General features: G+C 36.1%; 13 protein-coding genes and 1 tRNA gene. 2 read left to right on the top strand and 12 right to left on the bottom strand.

The window, feature by feature from the left end; translation table 11 throughout:
* From IP023_RS00370 to IP023_RS00405, 8 genes are all read right to left on the bottom strand, one after another.
* Positions 1–1,965 carry a family 20 glycosylhydrolase gene (locus IP023_RS00370; protein WP_241788260.1) on the bottom strand — a complete coding sequence of 655 codons (1,965 nt, stop codon included), beginning with the start codon at positions 1,963–1,965 and terminating at the stop codon, positions 1–3.
* A gap of 4 nt (positions 1,966–1,969) precedes the next feature.
* Positions 1,970–3,151 carry an AGE family epimerase/isomerase gene (locus IP023_RS00375; protein ID WP_241788261.1) on the bottom strand — a complete coding sequence of 394 codons (1,182 nt, stop codon included), beginning with the start codon at positions 3,149–3,151 and terminating at the stop codon, positions 1,970–1,972.
* Position 3,152: 1 nt separating this feature from the next.
* Entirely contained in the window at positions 3,153–5,222 is a 2,070-nt protein-coding gene (locus tag IP023_RS00380; protein WP_241788262.1) for a GDSL-type esterase/lipase family protein, read from the bottom strand.
* Positions 5,206–6,432: an MFS transporter gene (locus tag IP023_RS00385; RefSeq protein WP_241788263.1), complete on the bottom strand. Its 1,227-nt coding sequence runs from the start codon at positions 6,430–6,432 to the stop codon at positions 5,206–5,208. The genes IP023_RS00380 and IP023_RS00385 overlap by 17 nt, the downstream gene beginning before the upstream one ends.
* 27 nt (positions 6,433–6,459) lie before the next feature.
* The gene (locus tag IP023_RS00390) at positions 6,460–7,536 is read right to left on the bottom strand and encodes a kelch repeat-containing protein (protein ID WP_241788264.1); all 1,077 of its coding nucleotides are present in this window, start codon (positions 7,534–7,536) and stop codon (positions 6,460–6,462) included.
* 50 nt (positions 7,537–7,586) lie between these two features.
* Positions 7,587–8,510 carry a dihydrodipicolinate synthase family protein gene (locus tag IP023_RS00395; protein ID WP_241788265.1) on the bottom strand — a complete coding sequence of 308 codons (924 nt, stop codon included), beginning with the start codon at positions 8,508–8,510 and terminating at the stop codon, positions 7,587–7,589.
* Positions 8,511–8,592: 82 nt separating this feature from the next.
* Positions 8,593–10,170 carry a RagB/SusD family nutrient uptake outer membrane protein gene (locus tag IP023_RS00400; RefSeq protein WP_241788266.1) on the bottom strand — a complete coding sequence of 526 codons (1,578 nt, stop codon included), beginning with the start codon at positions 10,168–10,170 and terminating at the stop codon, positions 8,593–8,595.
* A gap of 13 nt (positions 10,171–10,183) precedes the next feature.
* Positions 10,184–13,462 carry a SusC/RagA family TonB-linked outer membrane protein gene (locus IP023_RS00405; protein WP_241788267.1) on the bottom strand — a complete coding sequence of 1,093 codons (3,279 nt, stop codon included), beginning with the start codon at positions 13,460–13,462 and terminating at the stop codon, positions 10,184–10,186.
* A 135-nt stretch (positions 13,463–13,597) separates the two neighbouring features.
* Here IP023_RS00405 and IP023_RS00410 point away from each other — a divergent pair, with 135 nt between their 5' ends.
* Positions 13,598–14,308, top strand: coding sequence for a FadR/GntR family transcriptional regulator (locus IP023_RS00410; RefSeq protein WP_241788268.1), 711 nt, complete (start codon positions 13,598–13,600; stop codon positions 14,306–14,308).
* Here IP023_RS00410 and IP023_RS00415 read toward each other — a convergent pair.
* The gene (locus IP023_RS00415) at positions 14,301–15,407 is read right to left on the bottom strand and encodes a lipase family protein (RefSeq protein WP_241788269.1); all 1,107 of its coding nucleotides are present in this window, start codon (positions 15,405–15,407) and stop codon (positions 14,301–14,303) included. The genes IP023_RS00410 and IP023_RS00415 overlap by 8 nt on opposite strands.
* Before the next feature lie 395 nt (positions 15,408–15,802).
* Here IP023_RS00415 and IP023_RS00420 point away from each other — a divergent pair, with 395 nt between their 5' ends.
* Positions 15,803–16,912: an MBL fold metallo-hydrolase gene (locus IP023_RS00420; protein ID WP_241788270.1), complete on the top strand. Its 1,110-nt coding sequence runs from the start codon at positions 15,803–15,805 to the stop codon at positions 16,910–16,912.
* Positions 16,913–17,046: 134 nt separating this feature from the next.
* On the opposite strand, the gene obgE is transcribed toward IP023_RS00420, so the two are convergent.
* The 3 genes from obgE to IP023_RS00435 all read right to left on the bottom strand — a co-directional run bounded on the left by obgE (position 17,047) and on the right by IP023_RS00435 (position 18,814).
* Positions 17,047–18,048: a GTPase ObgE gene (gene obgE, locus IP023_RS00425; protein WP_241788271.1), complete on the bottom strand. Its 1,002-nt coding sequence runs from the start codon at positions 18,046–18,048 to the stop codon at positions 17,047–17,049.
* A gap of 34 nt (positions 18,049–18,082) precedes the next feature.
* Positions 18,083–18,658 (bottom strand): adenylate kinase, encoded by a 576-nt coding sequence (locus IP023_RS00430; protein WP_241788272.1) that lies wholly within the window; start codon positions 18,656–18,658, stop codon positions 18,083–18,085.
* 82 nt (positions 18,659–18,740) lie between these two features.
* Positions 18,741–18,814, bottom strand: a tRNA-Arg gene (locus IP023_RS00435).
* Positions 18,815–18,956: the final 142 nt, after the last annotated feature.

Consider the following 18,956-nt stretch of genomic DNA (forward strand, 5'->3'; position numbering starts at 1 on the left):
CTAATCTACAGGAACAAAAGTAAACATCCATTTTACAGGAGTTTGCCAATTTTTCCCATTAAAATCTTTTACGGGAAGCTTTATAAAAACTTCATTCCAGCCCTTCTTCAAATTAATATTCGTAGGTGCCCTATAAGAATATCCTTCATCTACATATGGTATCTCCAAATCCCCGGCTATACCCGCTTGTTTCCAAATTGGTGGCTCTATTAGTTTATTGTTGACCTTTACCCAACTTTTTCTATTATCCCAAGTTCCTAAATCAGGAGAATCACTTGCATATGATCGGGATAAATTATCAAAACCGATCCAAAACCCTCTCTCCCCTTCTTGGTCACAGTATATACGTGCTCTAGCATACCAAGTCGTATTTTCCGAAGGATTATCAATTGCTCCTTTTACGACATCATTCCACCAATGCCTCAATACTACTGTTCCTCCTTCCACCTGCTTCATTGCGCTATAAGCTGTGGAAAAAGGAGCTTCTTCAATAGGAAATATCGCTTCTAGATCACCTCCATTATCAAAAGGGCCTATCAAATCCCAAACTAATCCCATTTGTTTAACATAGGGAAAAGGCTTGTCTGTAAAATAGGACGTTTTGTGGTTTAACAATCTAACTTCATATTCTTCAAAGTCATTATTTTCTCTTGTCCCCTTAGGCAGGATATTAGCGGTCCATAAAGATCTTCCTTGGCCGCGCCAGCTACGCTCGGCAAAAGTTAATAATCCAGGATAAACTGCATTTTGATAAAACATATCTATGGGATGAGCAACAGCACGATCAGGCCAAGCACATAAAGTGGCTCCCAGAAGATTATTGTTTCCTTCCGTTTGCTCACCGATTTTACGATAGAATAGCGTAGTTACAGTCTCTAATGGATCCATATGATTTATATAGAGGTGCTTTGAATCAATATAAACTTGGTCGCCCTTTTCTTCAATAACCGTTGGCCCACCCATCCACAATTGTCGGAATGTATTGGCTGAAAGATTAGAACCGGGCTCCCAGCCCATCGTCATTTTATAACCTAAGTCTTCCACATATTTGGTAATCTCAGGCATAAAATTATTGTTCGTTATCTTCACTTCGTCGCCACCAATATGCAGATAATCTAGTTCAGGATAAGTTTCTTTAAACTCTTTGAGTAATTCTTTTATATATAACATGCCCGCATCAGACTGCATATCCACCCCAAAATAGCGCTTAAAAGCAGCACTATGTCCGGGCATATCTATTTCTGGAAAAAATAAAATATTACGCTGTTTACAATATTTTATTAAATCTCTAAACTCAGCCTCACTGTAATACTTTCCTTCCCAACGTCTCATCACAGAGGCATCTGTCAATCCAGGATATTTTTTGCTCGCTAAGCGCCAAGCCAAATCTTCGGTAAAATGAAAATGTAAAACGTTTAATTTATATTTTGCCATTACATCGATTTGTTCCTTCAACATATCAATAGGTTGATATTTGCGACCTACATCCACTAAAAATCCGCGCCAAGCAAATGCTGGCTTATCTACTATTGTAGCATATTGAATTCTATTATTAGCTAATTCAAACTGCCTTAGTGTTTGCAAACCATAAAATATACCTACAGGAGAGCTCGCCGCTATTAGGATCCCATTCCTATCAATTTTCAAACGATAGGCTTCGTCCGATTGTTGGTCTTTAGCTGCTACTAATTCCAATCGAATCACCGGTATACCTTTCTTAGCATTGTTATGCAAAAGAATATTCCATTCCTTCAATACCCCTTTAAGCGCATCGATTTCAGCAGATAAGCTCTTGCTACTGATAGGGTCAAAAATAGAAGTTTGTAAGACTAATCCACTAGATAAATTTAATCTTCCGCTCTCTAGCTGCATATGGATAGGCATAGGTATAATATTGTTTTGTGCGAAAACAGTAAATACAATACCTGCAACAAAAGAAACGGCCATTAAAATAATCTTTAGCATATAATTATTTAGTGTATTTTTCTAAAATCGACATGCAATACCATTCTTGACGAGGTAAATGGAATGGACCTTTAAACATATTACCTTTAGCAGTCTGTGCTATGCGGCCGTCACGATGCAAGTAACCGAACCACTCGCCATGCTCTTTATCATGAAAATGTGCATATGCATAGTCATGAATCTGCTGATGCATAACTGCATATTTTTCATCTTTGGTAATCAAAAAGGCTAATAGCGTAGCAATAATAGTTTCATTTTGAGGCCACCAGAACTTCATATCTTGCCAATATTCTTGAACAGGCCTATCATAGACATCTCTAAAATATAAAATACCACCATGCTCTTTGTCCCATCCACGCTCCCACATATAATCTAACATACGACAGCCTAAATCGATCAATTTAGGATCGTTATTACGGTATATTGCTTCATGCAGTATAAACCAAGCTCCTTCTATGGCATGCCCCGGATTAAGGGTACGACCATCGATATGATCTATTATAGATCCATCGAGAGCGACTTGCTCCATTACACATCTTATATCATCCTTCACAAAATAGGTTTCAATTTCGATGATATATTTTTCTATAGCTTCATCACAGCGAGGATCACCAATGGTTTCGCGCAATTGCTGTGCCGTATTCATCATGATCATCGGTATACCAATTCCTTTTGATGGTCTAGTATTTTCAAATTTAGGTGCTATAGCACGTTCGCCATTCGCATACTCCAAGCAGACACCAAATAATCGTCGTGCAAGATCTGCCGCCTCTTGGTCTCCCGAAGCTTGTGCATATGCGGCGCAGGCAATTACAGCAAATGTCTCCGAAAAGAAATAACGCCTCATGCGAATAGGCATCCCTTCTTGATCCACGTGAAAATACATTTTACCATTGGTATCGAAGCATTTATTCTTAATAAATTCATACCCAATTTTTGCCCCTTCAAGCCATTCTTGTTTTGGTTCAACTGTATTATATAATGTCGCTAATAACCAACAAGCTCTCCCTTGAATCCATACCGCTTTATCTGTATCAATCAAGGAGCCATCCGCATCACGCATCAATAAATAGCCTCCATTTTCAAAATCATAAGATCTAGGGAACCAAAAAGGGACAGTATCATTTAAAAGCTGATTTTTATAAAATTCAGCCAACTCATTTAATTGTTGATTATTGTACATCATACTAATTGATTTTTAGATTAAATGTAGCAACAGGGACGTCACTGTTGCTGGACAAATTGCCTTCGGTGAATGCAGTATAACCATATTGTATAGATATAGCTCCTGCTAAGGGTTCTTTTATACGCACCTTATTTTTTATTATTTTACTATCCTGGATAGGTATAATATTTCCAAATCTATCCATTACAGATAAATCTTTGATGCCAGTGCCATTCGTTAACTTTAAGTGTTTACAGTTATTAAATGTGATGGTTATAAACCCTTTATCACTGACTACTGTTGTCGGCTGAGGTGAATTGGCTACGATCTTCTTTTTATATTCATGCTGTTTTACCAAATTAGCAAGACGCTTACCGATGATTTCTTTTTCTACAGGATGTACATCGTTTATGTTGCCAACATCCGAAGATACCGCCATATATGCTTTAGGAATTCTATTAGCCATTAATCGTTGTGAATTTCTAAAACTCCCCCACGAAGGGCGGTTTATACTGGATAATTGCACAAAATAGAAAGGCAACTCCTGCTTAAAAAGCGATCTCCATGAAGCTACTAATTTCTCAAATAAATATTCATGATGCTCCATATTGTGGGCATTGCTTTCGCCTTGATACCACAATACTCCTTTCATATTTGTATTAACCCACTTATGAACACCAGCTTCATAATTATATGCAGGATCATATGGATGACGTTGGTATTTGGCCGTAGCCAATTCCAAATTCTTAGCTCCTCTTTCACGACAAAAGTCTTGGACAAAATCTGACTTTCGCCATTGGTGAATATACGTAGCCAAGAGATTATCATCCTCCAATGTTTTACGTGGAATCCAAGACTCTGTATTACTGCCACCGACGGACAAATCTATTATTCCGATAGGTATATCCATAGCAGCATTCAAATCATTAGCAAATACATATGCTATAGCCGAAAAATACTTTACATTGTCTTTATTAGGCACTTCCCAAGTACCACTGAAGTAGGCTAAATCATTAACTTTTTGCAATGTATTTTGATCCCATTCCACATGTGTTGTTTCTACTAGATTTTTGTTTTTAAAAATCCTTACACGGGCATTATTTATACTATTATCAATATAAAACTTACTATTCTTCATTTGATGAAGCTGGAAAGCCATATTGGATTGTCCTGACGCCAAGAACACATCGCCAAACAAGATATCTTCTAGCGTTACCGTATCCTTATTATTAAAAATATTAATACTATAAGGCCCACCTGCTTTCATGGGAGGCAATGCAATAGTCCATTTACCTAATTGATCTGCCTTAGTAGTATATGTTTTAGTATTAAAAATCAACTTAACGGTTTCATTGGCGCTAGCAAGTCCACGTATACTATTGACTGTATTTCGTTGCAATACCATATGACTACCTATAGCCTCATCTACACTTAACTTATGCGCTAATGGCACCAAATATTGATATATATTATTAGCCAAAATCGTTGCTCCCTGAGCAGATGGATGAAGGTTGTCATCAAAGAGATCTATTCTTGCAGCTAGAACAATATGATTGTCTATTAACTGTGCATCATTCGCCCTGGCAATATCTGGAATCAAACCTTGAATCTGATCAAACCAATCACGTGTACCAGACAGAAAACGAGCATGTCCCGAAAAAATAGGGGTCATATTACAGATATATACCTCTACGGCAGGATTAATTTCTTTAAAGTCACGAATCAATTGGGAATAATCAGCAAAAAAATCATTACTGTAATTGGGCCAATTGCGTGGATCTGTATCATTCAGCCCCAAGGCCACGATAATCACATCGGGACGAAAGGCTAAAGCATCGCTATAGGCCTGAGTTTTATGATAAGGATTATGCCCTTTTCTCAATAAGGTAGCTCCCGAATGACCATAATTTTCAACCTGATAGCGCTCTCCTAATAACTGTTGCAATTGATAGGGATAAGATTTCGTATAATCTTTCAACCCATAGCCCTTGGTTACAGAATCCCCAATACAGGCTACTCTTTTTTGTGCCCAAATCAGCGTAGTTGTACTCGTTAATAGTACTAAAAAAAATAGCTTAAACAGGAACTTCATTTTTCTTAGGCTTCAATACCGTTAATTGAATAATCAAAACTACAAATACAATAACAGCTAACATCGCAAAATCAGACCCTAAGCTCCCTGCATCTGCTGAAGCGCCTAAATATTTGGTGATATATGCTCCCGCAAATACACCAACCATATTCATAATACCATAAGCTGTAGCTCTATATTTGGCGGCTACAAATTGGCATAATATAGGCATATTATTAGCATCAAACATACCAAAGCCAAAGCCAAACATCAATCCAGCAGCTACAATAGCAAAAATACTAGATCCATAACCGATCAATATTACAGCAGGAATAGTTAATGATAACCCTATTGCACTCGTATATACGCGACCTTTGCTATTTTTCTGTACCCATCTATCCGATAATATCCCTCCAAATAATACCCCCAGGAAAGATGAAAATGCAATTGTAATAGTAGATAAAGGCCCAGCTTGTTCCATAGGAATATGTAGATTTTCGGCGAATAATGTCGGTAACCAATTTTTTGTAGCCCAACCAGGTAGACTAGGTACTGCAAAATATAAGAGGATCACCCAAAAAGCGATATTACTAAATAAGATAGATAGCCCCTTCACTAAAGGTACTTTTTCAGATACTTGTTCTTCTTGTTTGGTACGTGCTGATGTTTCAAACAATGTAAATAAAAGGACAACAGCATAAATAATACCTATAAATCCAAAAAAGATAAACGTATGCTGCCACGAATAATTAGCTGCTACTATAGCACCAAATCCACCCAAGGCTTGGCCAAAGTACAATCCTGTCATATGTATCCCTATTGCTAGCGATCTTGTCTTGTCCGAGTGATAGTCCGCTATTAGGGACAAACCTGCCGGAATATAAATAGCTTCACTAACGCCCATTAAAGCGCGCATCACATACAATTGTTCATAATTCACGGCATAGCCCATGGCGAAGGTCACTGCTGACCAAACAAATAAGCTCCCAACAATTAAAGACTTCCTATTGAATTTGTCTGCGACAATCCCTGCTACGGGGCTCATAAACCCATATATCCACAAGAATACCGCCATTAAATTTCCGAATACCGCAGCACTTTCCAAATCACGAATATCCATTGCTATCGCAGGACGCATAGTAGATAATATCTGGCGATCCATATAGTTTAATAAAGCAACGAACCATAAGAGTCCGACTACGACCCAAGGATAATATTTTTTGGTTTTCATAATTTGGTTAAAGGTTATTTAAATAGGTTACTTAATTTTACCGGATAAGATTTGATTTGTTCTTACCCCTGCCCTAATCTCCCCACTAGGTATTACAATTAAATCATTCCATATTAAAGCAGTCGTTGTGACAGGACTATCGCCTACGATTTCATCCGTGGGTAACCATGCTTTGGTATCAAGGTCAAATCGCCATACTTTTTTACTAAAACCAGGATGTGCGCTTTGTATGTTATTTTTCTGTAGTGTTAATTCTTTCTTTTTAACCTCATCTGTTGTCATATTGATCTCCGCTATCAACTCTTCTACTTGGTGAAAAGTACTGGCATTGTCCCCACCGAACACCAGTATATTATCCTTATAGAAAGTACCTGTCCCCGCTGCCAATTGCTCAGGCAAATTGGGCAAAGAGGTTATATTTTTGGTATTTACATCAAGCTGATAAACCTCTTTATAAATGTCACTCTTGGCATTTACATTTCTTTTTCTACCACCTACGATATACAACTTATCCATCGCATCATTGACTACGATTGTATGTGTTATAGGATTGGGCAAGGTCAAGAATTCAGTCCATTTTGAACTAGCATCGTACAAATCTAACGCATAAATTTTATTGGAAACTGTATCCGCATTTTCACCGCCAATAAAATAAAGTACATTATTCAAATGCGTAAGGGATCCATTTGTCAATGGAATAGGCAGATTTGGCAAAACTAAATCCTGACGGATAAATTTATCTCCTTCTAAATAATAGATAAATACATCCGCAGTAGCATTTCCATTGCGTTCACCTCCTACAGAATATATCTTATTTGCGACACTAACATTAGCTGCATAGGCCAGACTATCTTGAAAATCCTGCCTTAATTGATATACTATATGTCCATTATCCTCTATGTCATAGATATAAACATCTTTCTGGTATGTCTTGGCACCACCATCCCATGGCATAGCAGCAGGGAAATTTGCGCCCCCTGCTATGATCAATTTATTATTTATAATACCCGTAATAGGCCCTGCAACACCAATATGCTGTTGTTTATTTGAATCTGGCAACACCGTATTACTTTGCCAATTTATAGCCATTTTATTTTTATTCATTTGACATCCTAAGGATAAAAGACTTACTAATAGTATAGCGGATTTGAGCATTAGATTTTAGATTTGAATGATTCAAAGCCTAAAGCTTGAACCTCCTTTTTGAAAGATTCAAAAGATTCTGTCGACATATTCGCAATAGGCAATCTAAACTCACCACAATCAATATCTACCAATTTCATATAAGCTTTACCAGTAGCAATACCGCCATATTTCCCTAATAAGCGAATCATGTCAATTGATTTTTGTTGTAATTCATTCGCTTTAACTAGATCACCACTATCAAATGCTGCAATTAAATCATGGTATAAAGGTGCTGCATAATTGTATGTACTACCAACGGCTCCTTTGCTACCTAATGCTAAAGAAGACAACATATTCTCATCACGTCCCCACAGCATTGTATATTTACCACCTTTGAAATTCATACATGATAAGAAATCCATAAAATCTTCATGTGTATATTTAATCCCTTTGAATGTTGGGACTAAACCATCTACCTCAGCCAAAAGATCTAACATAGCATAATTGCCACCCGTCAAAACAGGAATATGGTAATAATAGAAATCTGTATTAGGCGCTACCGCAGCAATCTCTTGGCAACATTTTGCCAACTGCTTTACATTAGCAGGTTTAAAATAGTAAGGAGAAGTGAAAGATATAGCATCAACTCCCTCTTGCTCTGCAATTATAGCCAATTCTTTACATTCTTTGACATTTGTACCTCCTAAGAACATAATTAATGCAAAATCTTTATCATCCTTAGTTAGAGCAGTCCAAGCTTTCAATACTTCGACCTTCTCTTGAAAAGTCAACGATACCCCCTCGCCTGTAGAACCGCATATAAAAGCTCCTGTTACTTTATTCGCCTTCAAAAGATTATAATAAGATGGTATGATAGAAACCTTTAAATTTCCTTCAGAATCAAAAGGTGTGAAAGGAGCTGAAATCAGGCCCTGAATATTTTGGTTTAACATAGTATAGATAATAATAAAACAATAATAAACAATATGTCATACATAATCAAATGTATAACATATTATTTACAATAATAAATGATTAGGTTCCCGAGTAACCTGGATTTTGTTGCCCACTTAACGTAGGATCAGCAGTTAAAGTATTCAAATCAATAGGCCATAATATTTTATGATTTTGTCCTGATACATTTTGCAACACACCTACCAAAGGTAAATCCGTTCTAAAAGCTAATGGCTTACCACTAGCATCTTGCATACGTCTCAGATCATACCATCGTTTGCCTTCAGCAACAAATTCTTTTGAACGTTCATAAAAAATAGCCAATTCATTCGCTTCAAAAGAACCGTTCACAAATTGAGGAGCAGAACCAGCGTATGCTCTATTGCGTACAGTCATAATTTCGGTTGTAGGATCTTCACCGAGTTTATTTTTTATTTCAGCTAAGAGAAGATATGCTTCAGAAAGGCGATAAATGGGATAATCATCAGTATATACTCTAATATTATTAAGAAAAGTACCTAAGTATTTACGTAAAACAACCGCATGAGTCGTTCCTTTATTAAAATTAAGGAAAGTAGCATTCGCACGTTGATCTTGGGGATCAAAAAGTTGATATAAACCAAATTTATATTCATAGCGAATAATGGAACCACTAGAAGCAATTTGTAACGGATCACCGGCCAAACTATTGCCTAATTCATCTACATAACCTGATATATCATCCGTAGGGGCATAAATAAAGTTGGAGAACAAACCATTTGCCGCTTCCCCAGCAAGGTACCTTATTGCAAATATGATCTCATTATTACCTAGGTTAGCAGGAACACTAGCCGAGTTAAAAACATTAATAAATGAAGACTGTAGCGAAAATTTAGGAATAATTGCTTCTACTGCTGCTTTAGCTAATTGCAGATCTTGAGCCGTATTAGTTGGTGCAGCGCCATCAATATCTACTTTTGCAGACCATAAATAAACTTCCGCTTTTAGCATTTGCGTAGCTGGCAAAGACCATTGTCCCTTTTGTTGCTTGATCGTATAATCCGCTCCAAAGTATTGCGTAGATTTATCAATTTCTGCTTTAATAAAATCTAAGGTTTCTTTTTCAGTTTCCGTTCTTGGCTTATATGCATCAGCGGCAGAGTTGGGCGTACTAATCGCCACTAAAGGCTCCGTAACTATAGGAACACGCCCATAAGTACGATACAAATGGAAGTAATAATATGCCCTAATACCATAAGCTTGTCCGAGATAATAAGCCTTTTGCTCATCTGTCATAAAGGCTGCTTTATTCACTTGATAAATAAAATTATTTACCTGAAATATTGGCGCGTATAAACCTGCCCAAGAACTAATGCCTGGCGAACTTTCTCGTATATCTTGTGTAATAATATTTGCTGAACTAAGAGATGCTGTACCAGTAAAACTTGTCCCATCACGTAAGGATCCACCTCTGATCTCTCCTAAATTCCAAAATGTACCTTGAAAATTTCTGAGTTGACTATGCAGCCCTATCATAGCACCATTCACCTGCTCAGGATTTTTCCAAAAGCTTCCACTTGCAAAATAATCTTCAGGCACCAAATCTAAGTCCATTTTATTACATGATGTAATACAAGTAGTTGATGCTAAAATAGCGATTGCTAAAAATATTTTTTTCATAATTTTTAAGATTCTAAAATGTTAATTGTAAACCAAAAATTATTGTTCTTGGCAATGGGTATCCACCGCCACCTTGCTCAATAGTTCCACTCTCTGGGGAGTATAAAGTACTTTTTGACCAATAGTGTAAATTTTGTCCGGTAACAGAAATACTCAAGTCCTCCAACTTAGCCTTTTGAGCGATTAATTTAGGAAGCTTATAGGATAGGGATAATTCTCTCCAAGCTAAATAATCTCCTTTATTATAAAACATACTACTAGGTCGACTGGTATTGTTTTTAAATAATTGATCTGCCCAATAATATGTTGGATATTTGGCTTCAGGATTTTCTGTTGTATAAGTATCCTTCACATCAGCAATTGTATTGAAGGTACCCTGCATCATTCCCAAAAACCAAGTTTTTGGACCATCATAAGCAACAAATCCTAGCGCATAATCAAAACGAGTATATATACTTAAATTTTTCCAAGAAACATTAATTCCATATCCCCCAGTCCAACGTGGTACAGTCCTTCCTTGGTAAACACGGTCATATGAATTAATAATACCATCTTCATTGACATCTTTCCACATAACATCACCTATTGCGATAGGATAATGAAGTCCTTTGTCAGTGGCGGACATCGCATTATAGACATCCGGATGAACAAGTGCTCGTGCACCTAATAAATCTTTAAGTTTTAAAGCATAACTATCCAGATCTGCTTGGTTACGAATGATACCTTCCGCTTGATACGCATAGGCCACATTTGGGTCTTGACCTTCTTGTGTTCCGCCAACCCAAATTAGCTCTTTCGTATTTGGATCATAAACTTGAAGGCCTCCTTGACGGTTATTTTGTACACCATTCTCTGGAAGTCGAAGGACTTTGTTTGCATTGTAGGCTGTATTCCACGAGAAATTTACATTCCAATCACTATTACGATAAACATTGTAGTTTAAATCTACTTCTACACCTTGATTTCTCATATCACCATTATTGGTAAATATGGGAAAACCACCAGATGTTGCCGGTAAGATCAATTGCGCAATTTTGTCATAAGTGGTACGGTAATAATACGCTACCGAAAGGTCTATTTTATTTAATAAACGAGCATCTATACCAACCTCCTTGGTTGTTAAGCTTTCCCATTTCAGATTAAAATTACTTGGATTGTTCATTACAAAGCCGATATTACCGCCATATGACGAACTACCATAAGCACCCTGTAGAAAGTAATTGCCACGACCATCCTTAGTAATTAAGCCTACATCACCATTCTCCCCATAACTAGCTCTTAATTTTAACGTATTCAACACATGATCTGCACCTACAAAATTCTTTGCAAAACTTTCATTATGTAAATTCCATCCTACAGAAACTCCAGGGAAAGTTCCCCAGCGATTGTTCAACAAAGTTGAATAACCATCACGTCGAGCGGTTAATGTCAATAAATAGCGCTGATCATAGTTATAATTGATACGTCCAAAGAAAGAATTAATTCGTTGTCTGGTATGATAAGAATCTATAGTACGCATATTAGCATCTTTACTTGTTAAGGCTAAATCCATAAAATCATCTGTAGGTGCCCCAGAACCAGACGCGGATAGCCCTTGATCATAAGAATCGAAAAACTCCCAACCCAACATGGCATCAAAACTATGCTTGTCAACAAATGTTTGTTGGTAATTTAATACGGAATTATAGGTTTGATTAAGCAACTTTTTATAGCCGGCACTTGAATTGCGACTTCGCACCCAATTACCCGGCGAATTCAGATAATCTTTATTAAAGGATTCATTTAATTCTTGATTCAAATACCAGCTTCCACTAGTTCTCCAACTTAGATTATCTAATAGATTAACCGTAAATGCTTGTGAAAGGGTATATTTTTGATTTTGATTATTACGAATAAACTTGTCAATATTCACGGCAACATTACCATCCCAATTGTCTCGTCCCAACAACAAATCTCCATTTTCATTATAACCACGCATAGTCGGTGGTGCACCTAAGGCGCGAGTCATATAATTTGCCTCTGCATTATCGGCATCTCTCCATTTTGTATTCGAAAAATTTACTCCTGAGCTAGACAATAACCAAGGTTTGATTTTATAATCGGCATTTAAGACAAAAGTAAGACGATCATAAAAGGTCTTTACGGGCATCCCTTGCTCATTGTATTTACCAATACTTGCATAATATTTGCCTTTATCATTTCCTCCTTGTACACCTACATTATAATCTTGGGTTACACTATTTTTGCGAAGAGCATAATCAGAATAGTCAAAGTCTGTATATATTAATTCTTTACCTGTTACAGGATCTATCATCGTTTTCCATCCTTTGGACAGTAATTCTTTATTTGTATCGTCCAAAAACATCGTACTCCAAACGGCAGTATTTGTAACATTACCGTCAAGAATATTTCCGTTTTGATCTTTATATTTATTCCCCGTTCCAAAAGGTGAAACCCCTGTCAATTGAGATAATTGACTTGGATTGTACATACCTGAAGTCTCTATAGATTTTCGTGACCAATAAATATAATCTTCAGCTCCCAAAAATTCAAAAGGTAAATTTAAGGTATTGATCCCCGTTTTGGAACGTAAAGTAACACTTGAAGCCCCTTCTTTTCCACGCTTGGTAGTAATCAATACTACACCATTTGAAGCTCTAGCACCATAAATAGCGGTAGCCGAAGCATCCTTTAAAACATCAATAGATGCGATATCATCTTGATTAATATCCTGAAAACCAGAACGGACCAACCCGTCAACAATTACTAACGGCTCACCACCACCACTATAAGTAGTACCTCCCCGCAAGACAATATTAGGTACAGAACCGGGTCTTCCAGAAGTTTGTTGAACACGTAAACCAGGAATGGTTCCTGCCAAAGCAGAGGCTGGATTGGATCGAACTCCAGTTTCAAGCACCCTATTATCCAATCGAGACACAGATCCTGTCAAATTAGACTTTTTAATAGATCCATAACCGACAACTACGACTTCATCCAACTCTTGATCATTGGTCAATAAAGTAATTTTTATAGGCGTATAATTAAGTACTGAAGTTGATAGGTCTTTATAACCTACAGAACTAAATTTCAATACATCGCCAACATTTGCAGAGATAGCGAATTCGCCATTGCCATTTGATTTGGTACTCGCTTTTCGAGACTCATTCACAATACTCACCCCCACTAAGACTGTCCCTTGTTCAGTTTGTACCAAACCCTTCAATACTGATTGTGCATAGGATACCAATTGCATACAACACAATGAAAGAAATAATAAAATCTTTCTCATAAATTAAGGTTTAATAAATTAATTAGTTTTATATTATGTTATACATAATAAATCAAATGTATAACATAATAACCTTTAATGCAAAAAAATAATATGTATTTTTTTTGTATTATTGTATATTGATCTAAAACTAATATGAGTAATTTGAAACCAGAAGTAATCAAAATCCCTATTATTGATACCTCTAGCTTAGTTGATAAAGCAGAAGAAGCAATAATAAATTATATAAAACTAAATCAACTTACTGTTGGTGATGTATTACCAAAAGAATTGGATTTAGCAGTACAATTAGGTGTTAGTAGGACAGTTATAAGAGAATCTTTACTTCGTTTGAAAGCAATAGGACTTATCGAATCCAAAAAACACAAAGGGGCAATTATTACAAATCCCGATGTATTGGGATCTATGAAAAAAATCTTTCACCCTTCCATATTGGATACAGATACATTAAAAGATCTTTTTGAAATGCGCTTAGCACTTGAAGTAGGTATAGCAGATTTTATAATCAATAAAATTACTGACAAAGACATTCAAGAGTTAGAACAAATGACAAAATCTATTGTCTCTGGTGATACAGCATTACCATGGAGTATAGAGGATGAGAAAAAATTTCATGGTAAGCTATATGAAATTTCTGGAAATGGTCTATTATTAGAGATTCAGGAAATGCTAATTCCGATTTTTCAATATGTTCATCAGTCAGGAATATTAGAAAAACCTATTATAAAAGGGGAATTTATATCACATCACGAATTAGTTGAAGTACTCAAAAAAAGAGATGCTGAAGCTTATCGTAAAGCGATTCGTATCCATCTAAACAATCACTTTGAGCGTATTCTTACTTAAAATTATTATGCAATAGCAAATAATAATAGGCATTATTAGTATGATGTAGCATGAAATTTTTGGGATTTTCTGCTGCATTGTACTTCGTATTATACCCTGTATCTGGATATAACAGAATTTGCCTACCTACCCTTACATACTCACTACTAGGTGAAAATGGAGGTAATTGAAAGGATGGATAATCCAATTTTATTTTGTTGCCAATATAATCACCCAAAAACTGTTGATACACATCAACAACTTTAAAAGGCGGTTTAATAATTTTGTTATAAATAGATTTAAAGAAAATCCTTTTGAACAAAGATTGTTTTTTAATTGATTCTTGAATAAAAGAAACAGGATTTACAGTAGGTAAATCATCTACCGTTTGCACAGTAAAAGGAGTTTGCGGTACCCAGTCTTCCGTATTCACGACATGATAAGACCATCCATCTAAAGCAACACGATCATAATCATAAGCAAAATATAAATTTCCAGGCTTAGGACTAGCAGTTGTATAAATTTTGAAACGTATATCTTGTGGTAATAGGCCATCCTTTTGTTGCCATAATAAATTAGCGGCTAATATATAAGAAAGTCCACCGCCTTGACTGTGCCCGGTGACAATTATATCTTTTATACCTATCTTATAAAGAGAATCTATCTTTGGTAATATATCACGCACCAAAAATGCAGTACTAAATACGTATCCTGCATGAACTGCTGCCTTAGGGCTCTCTGCTAATTTATAATTAAATACAAAATCCTCAGCTATAGTTAGTTGTCCTTTAGCAGGAATCTGGACCGCAAAAAGATTAGCTAACCAACTATCTGTAGACATTATAGATCCTCTAATACCTATTATAGCAATATGTTGATCTTTAATCCAAAGCTCCCATTTATTATCGAGCCCTAGCACAGGGCTTTGATATACCAGTTTAGAATATTTTGGTTTCGGCATTAAGTCTTTATTGGCTTTTGATTCAGAATAAGTAGTATTTATACTGACCAATTCTTCCAATTCTTTCTTATCAAAACCGGCAGATAAATACTGTCCATTAGCTATTACGGTTGTGAAAAAGAAAATAAATAGCACTGTAAACCTAAAAAAAGACAACATAAATTAATTGACTACAAAAAATAAATCCTAAAACTAGACCAAGGTAATTTACTAAAATTTAACACGAAAACAAATAAAGAGACCTTATAACGAATCTATATAGTTATTATACTTAGCTTTTCAAGTTAGACCTTCGAAACTTGTATTCATATATTTCTTTCACTTTGTACATTTATACCAGCTTTACTTACCATTTAACGATTTGGGCAATCTTTCGAAAACTTTTTATACGCAACTGTACTCTTGACAATAAAATGAATATAATAATAGATTCAATGAATAGGAAATAAGCATCATAATTACATAATAAACAGTCTAAAAGGATTCGGAACTAAATAATTATGACGAATTAATATGACTTTAAGATTAGATTTTATCTCCTAATTTAGGCAATTATGAAATTTAAGAAAATGATGTATACGCTATTGATATTGGTGCTGTTAAGCTTAATTGGTGGAATTTTATATATGTATCACCCAAGGTTTGGTACTGAAGCTACAGGAAAACGATTGGCGAATATGGAAAGTAAGCCAAAATACAAAGATGGTGCCTTTGACAATCTCGAGTACACACCTGCATTGGCAGAAGGCGTAACCTATACGGACATTTTAAAAAGCTTCTTTTTTGAAAAGAAAATCAGAGTAACCCCGATAGATACTCTTCCTGTAATTAAGTCAGATCTACATAATCTTCCAGCAGATAGCAACCTATACGTCTGGTTTGGTCATTCTTCTTATTTATTGCAGTTAGACCATAAAAAGATACTAATAGACCCCGTATTTAGCAAATATGCAACACCTGTGCGTGTCAGTGTAAAGGCATTTGATATGTCCTATGAATATACCGCTCAGGATATTCCAGAAATCGATATTATGGTTATCACACATGATCATTGGGATCACTTGGATTATAATACATTCCAAGAAATAAAACATAAGGTAAAGCATATCGTAACTGGATTGGGTGTAGGTGCCCATCTAGAGAAATGGGGATATCCATCTGCTCAGATAACCGAGCTTTATTGGGGTGAATCCGCTAATATAGCAGGCTTTGAATTTACGGCTGCCACAGCAAGACATTTTGCAGGTAGAACATTCAAACGTAATGTTACCTTATGGTCGTCCTTTATCCTACAGGCTCAAAATCTTAAATTGTTCCTTGGTGGCGATAGTGGCTATGGCAAACACTTTAAAGAAATAGGCGAAAAATACGGACCTTTTGATTACGCTATATTAGAAAATGGACAATACAATGAGAAATGGATTAATATACATATGCTTCCAGAAGAAGTCGTTAAAGCAACAAAAGAATTAAATTCGAAACATCTAATTCCGGTTCACTCCTCGAAATTTCCACTGGCAGTTCATCCTTGGGATGAACCATTGATACGAGTTACCAAAGAAGCGGAAAAAGAAAATATAGCCATAGTAACACCCCAAATGGGTGAAATAGTATCTTTAGATACCTACCAAAAATATCCCCACTGGTGGATTGGTCTAAATTAAAGTTAAGTTAAATTTATCTCCTTTATTACATAAGTTATGCTTAATTGAAACAAAAAAAGATAAAATATCAGCAAAACACAAAAGAGGCTACTAAATATTTTTAGTAGCCTCTTTTATTATTTTTATCCTAAATGTTAATCTTCATTAATGGCTTTCCACAGCATATCTTTCAATTGAAGAATATTCTTTCCTGCTACAGAAGATATGAAGATGGAAGGGATACCTTGAGGCAACTGAGCCTTCATTTCATCTTCCAATTCTTGATCCAACATATCCGATTTCGAAACCGCTAATAAACGAGGTTTTGTCAACAACTCTTTATTATACAATGTCAATTCATTCAACAATATATTATATTCTTCTTCGATAGTACGGTCCGTATCTGCAGGCACTAAAAATAACAACACAGAGTTGCGTTCTATATGACGAAGAAAACGAATCCCTAAACCTTTACCTTTAGACGCTCCTTCGATAATACCCGGAATATCTGCCATCACGAAAGATTTGCTATCACGATAGCTTACGATACCCAAATTAGGAACCAAGGTCGTAAACGGATAATTAGCAATCTCTGGTTTTGCTGCTGATACAACAGATAGTAAAGTTGATTTACCTGCATTAGGGAAACCTACCAAACCAACATCTGCCAATACCTTTAGCTCAAGAATAACCCATTGCTCAATACCAGGCATACCTGGTTGTGCAAAACGAGGTGTTTGTTGTGTTGGTGATTTGAAGTTATTATTACCCAAACCGCCTTTACCACCAGGGGTTAAGATTACAGTTTGACCATCTTCCGTTATCTCACATAAGATCTCACCTGTTTCAGCATCTTTGGCTACAGTACCTAAGGGTACTTCAAGAATCTCATCTTTACCTGTAGCACCAGTACAAAGCGCCGAACTTCCACATCCACCTGGAGCCGCGATAATATGCTTTCTATATTTGAGATGTAATAGTGTCCAATGTTGAGAAGAACCTTTTAAGATAATATGCCCACCACGACCACCATCACCTCCATCAGGTCCACCTTTCATGGTTGTCTTATCACGATGCAAATGTGCAGAACCTGCCCCACCATGCCCCGAACGACAACACACTTTCACATAATCAACAAAATTTGAACCTTGAGCCATATATACCTTTATAATTATTAAATATTAAAATTGATTAAGCGTTGTACCCATCAATTACAGCTGATAAATCAGCAAAAATTGTTTCAATCTCGCCTATACCATTTACTTTAGTCAATTTACCTTGAGCCTCGTAATACGGTAAAACATGAATTGTCTTACCAAAATACTCCTCAATTCTTTTTTTCAATTTATCTGCAGCATCATCAGCACGTCCTGATATTTCTTGACGTTTAGCGATACGCTCTGTTAATACTTCTTCGGTAACATCTAAGGCAACGACACCTGTAATAGCTGTACCATTAGCGATTAAAAAAGCATCTAAAGCTTCTGCTTGCGCAACAGTACGAGGAAAACCATCAAAAATAAATCCTTTAGCTTGTGGATTTTGTTTAATTTCTTCTTCCAACATTGCGATAGTAATAGAATCTGGCACTAAATTACCTTCGGCAATAATCTGGCTAACTTGTTTACCTAGCTCCGTTTGATTACTGATGTGTGCACGAAATATATCACCTGTTGAGATATGTACCAAATTGTACTTAGCGATAAGTTTTTCAGATTGAGTACCTTTTCCTGCTCCCGGAGGGCCAAATAATACTAGGTTTAGCATAATGATGCGAGTTATTTTTTTTTAGTGAAAAAAACAAAAGCCTAATCTTATGTTATAAGAATTAGGCTCTCAGTTAACTATGTGCACTCCAAGGGAGTCGAACCCCTAACCTTCTGATCCGTAGTCAGACGCTCTATCCAATTGAGCTAGGAATGCATTTTTCCATTCACTTCGAAGAGGTATCTCTTTCCCGTTTTGGTGATGCAAATATAGCTATATTTTCATTTAACACAAACATTTTGTTAAAAAAAATGAAAATAATCTATGCTTTATTTGTTGTGAACTAATCGTCTAATCA

It is taken from the genome of Sphingobacterium rhinopitheci (assembly GCF_022627575.1).
Taxonomy (GTDB): domain Bacteria; phylum Bacteroidota; class Bacteroidia; order Sphingobacteriales; family Sphingobacteriaceae; genus Sphingobacterium; species Sphingobacterium rhinopitheci.

Coding starts and splice junctions, on each gene's coding strand:
- IP023_RS00405 (WP_241788267.1), bottom strand. CDS start 13,462: ATGAGAAAGATTTTATTATTTCTTTCATTGTGTTGTATGCAATTGGTA.
- IP023_RS00380 (WP_241788262.1), bottom strand. CDS start 5,222: ATGAAGTTCCTGTTTAAGCTATTTTTTTTAGTACTATTAACGAGTACA.
- IP023_RS00390 (WP_241788264.1), bottom strand. CDS start 7,536: ATGAATAAAAATAAAATGGCTATAAATTGGCAAAGTAATACGGTGTTG.
- IP023_RS00395 (WP_241788265.1), bottom strand. CDS start 8,510: ATGTTAAACCAAAATATTCAGGGCCTGATTTCAGCTCCTTTCACACCT.
- IP023_RS00410 (WP_241788268.1), top strand. CDS start 13,598: ATGAGTAATTTGAAACCAGAAGTAATCAAAATCCCTATTATTGATACC.
- IP023_RS00415 (WP_241788269.1), bottom strand. CDS start 15,407: ATGTTGTCTTTTTTTAGGTTTACAGTGCTATTTATTTTCTTTTTCACA.
- IP023_RS00370 (WP_241788260.1), bottom strand. CDS start 1,965: ATGCTAAAGATTATTTTAATGGCCGTTTCTTTTGTTGCAGGTATTGTA.
- IP023_RS00375 (WP_241788261.1), bottom strand. CDS start 3,151: ATGATGTACAATAATCAACAATTAAATGAGTTGGCTGAATTTTATAAA.
- obgE (WP_241788271.1), bottom strand. CDS start 18,048: ATGGCTCAAGGTTCAAATTTTGTTGATTATGTGAAAGTGTGTTGTCGT.
- IP023_RS00420 (WP_241788270.1), top strand. CDS start 15,803: ATGAAATTTAAGAAAATGATGTATACGCTATTGATATTGGTGCTGTTA.
- IP023_RS00385 (WP_241788263.1), bottom strand. CDS start 6,432: ATGAAAACCAAAAAATATTATCCTTGGGTCGTAGTCGGACTCTTATGG.
- IP023_RS00430 (WP_241788272.1), bottom strand. CDS start 18,658: ATGCTAAACCTAGTATTATTTGGCCCTCCGGGAGCAGGAAAAGGTACT.
- IP023_RS00400 (WP_241788266.1), bottom strand. CDS start 10,170: ATGAAAAAAATATTTTTAGCAATCGCTATTTTAGCATCAACTACTTGT.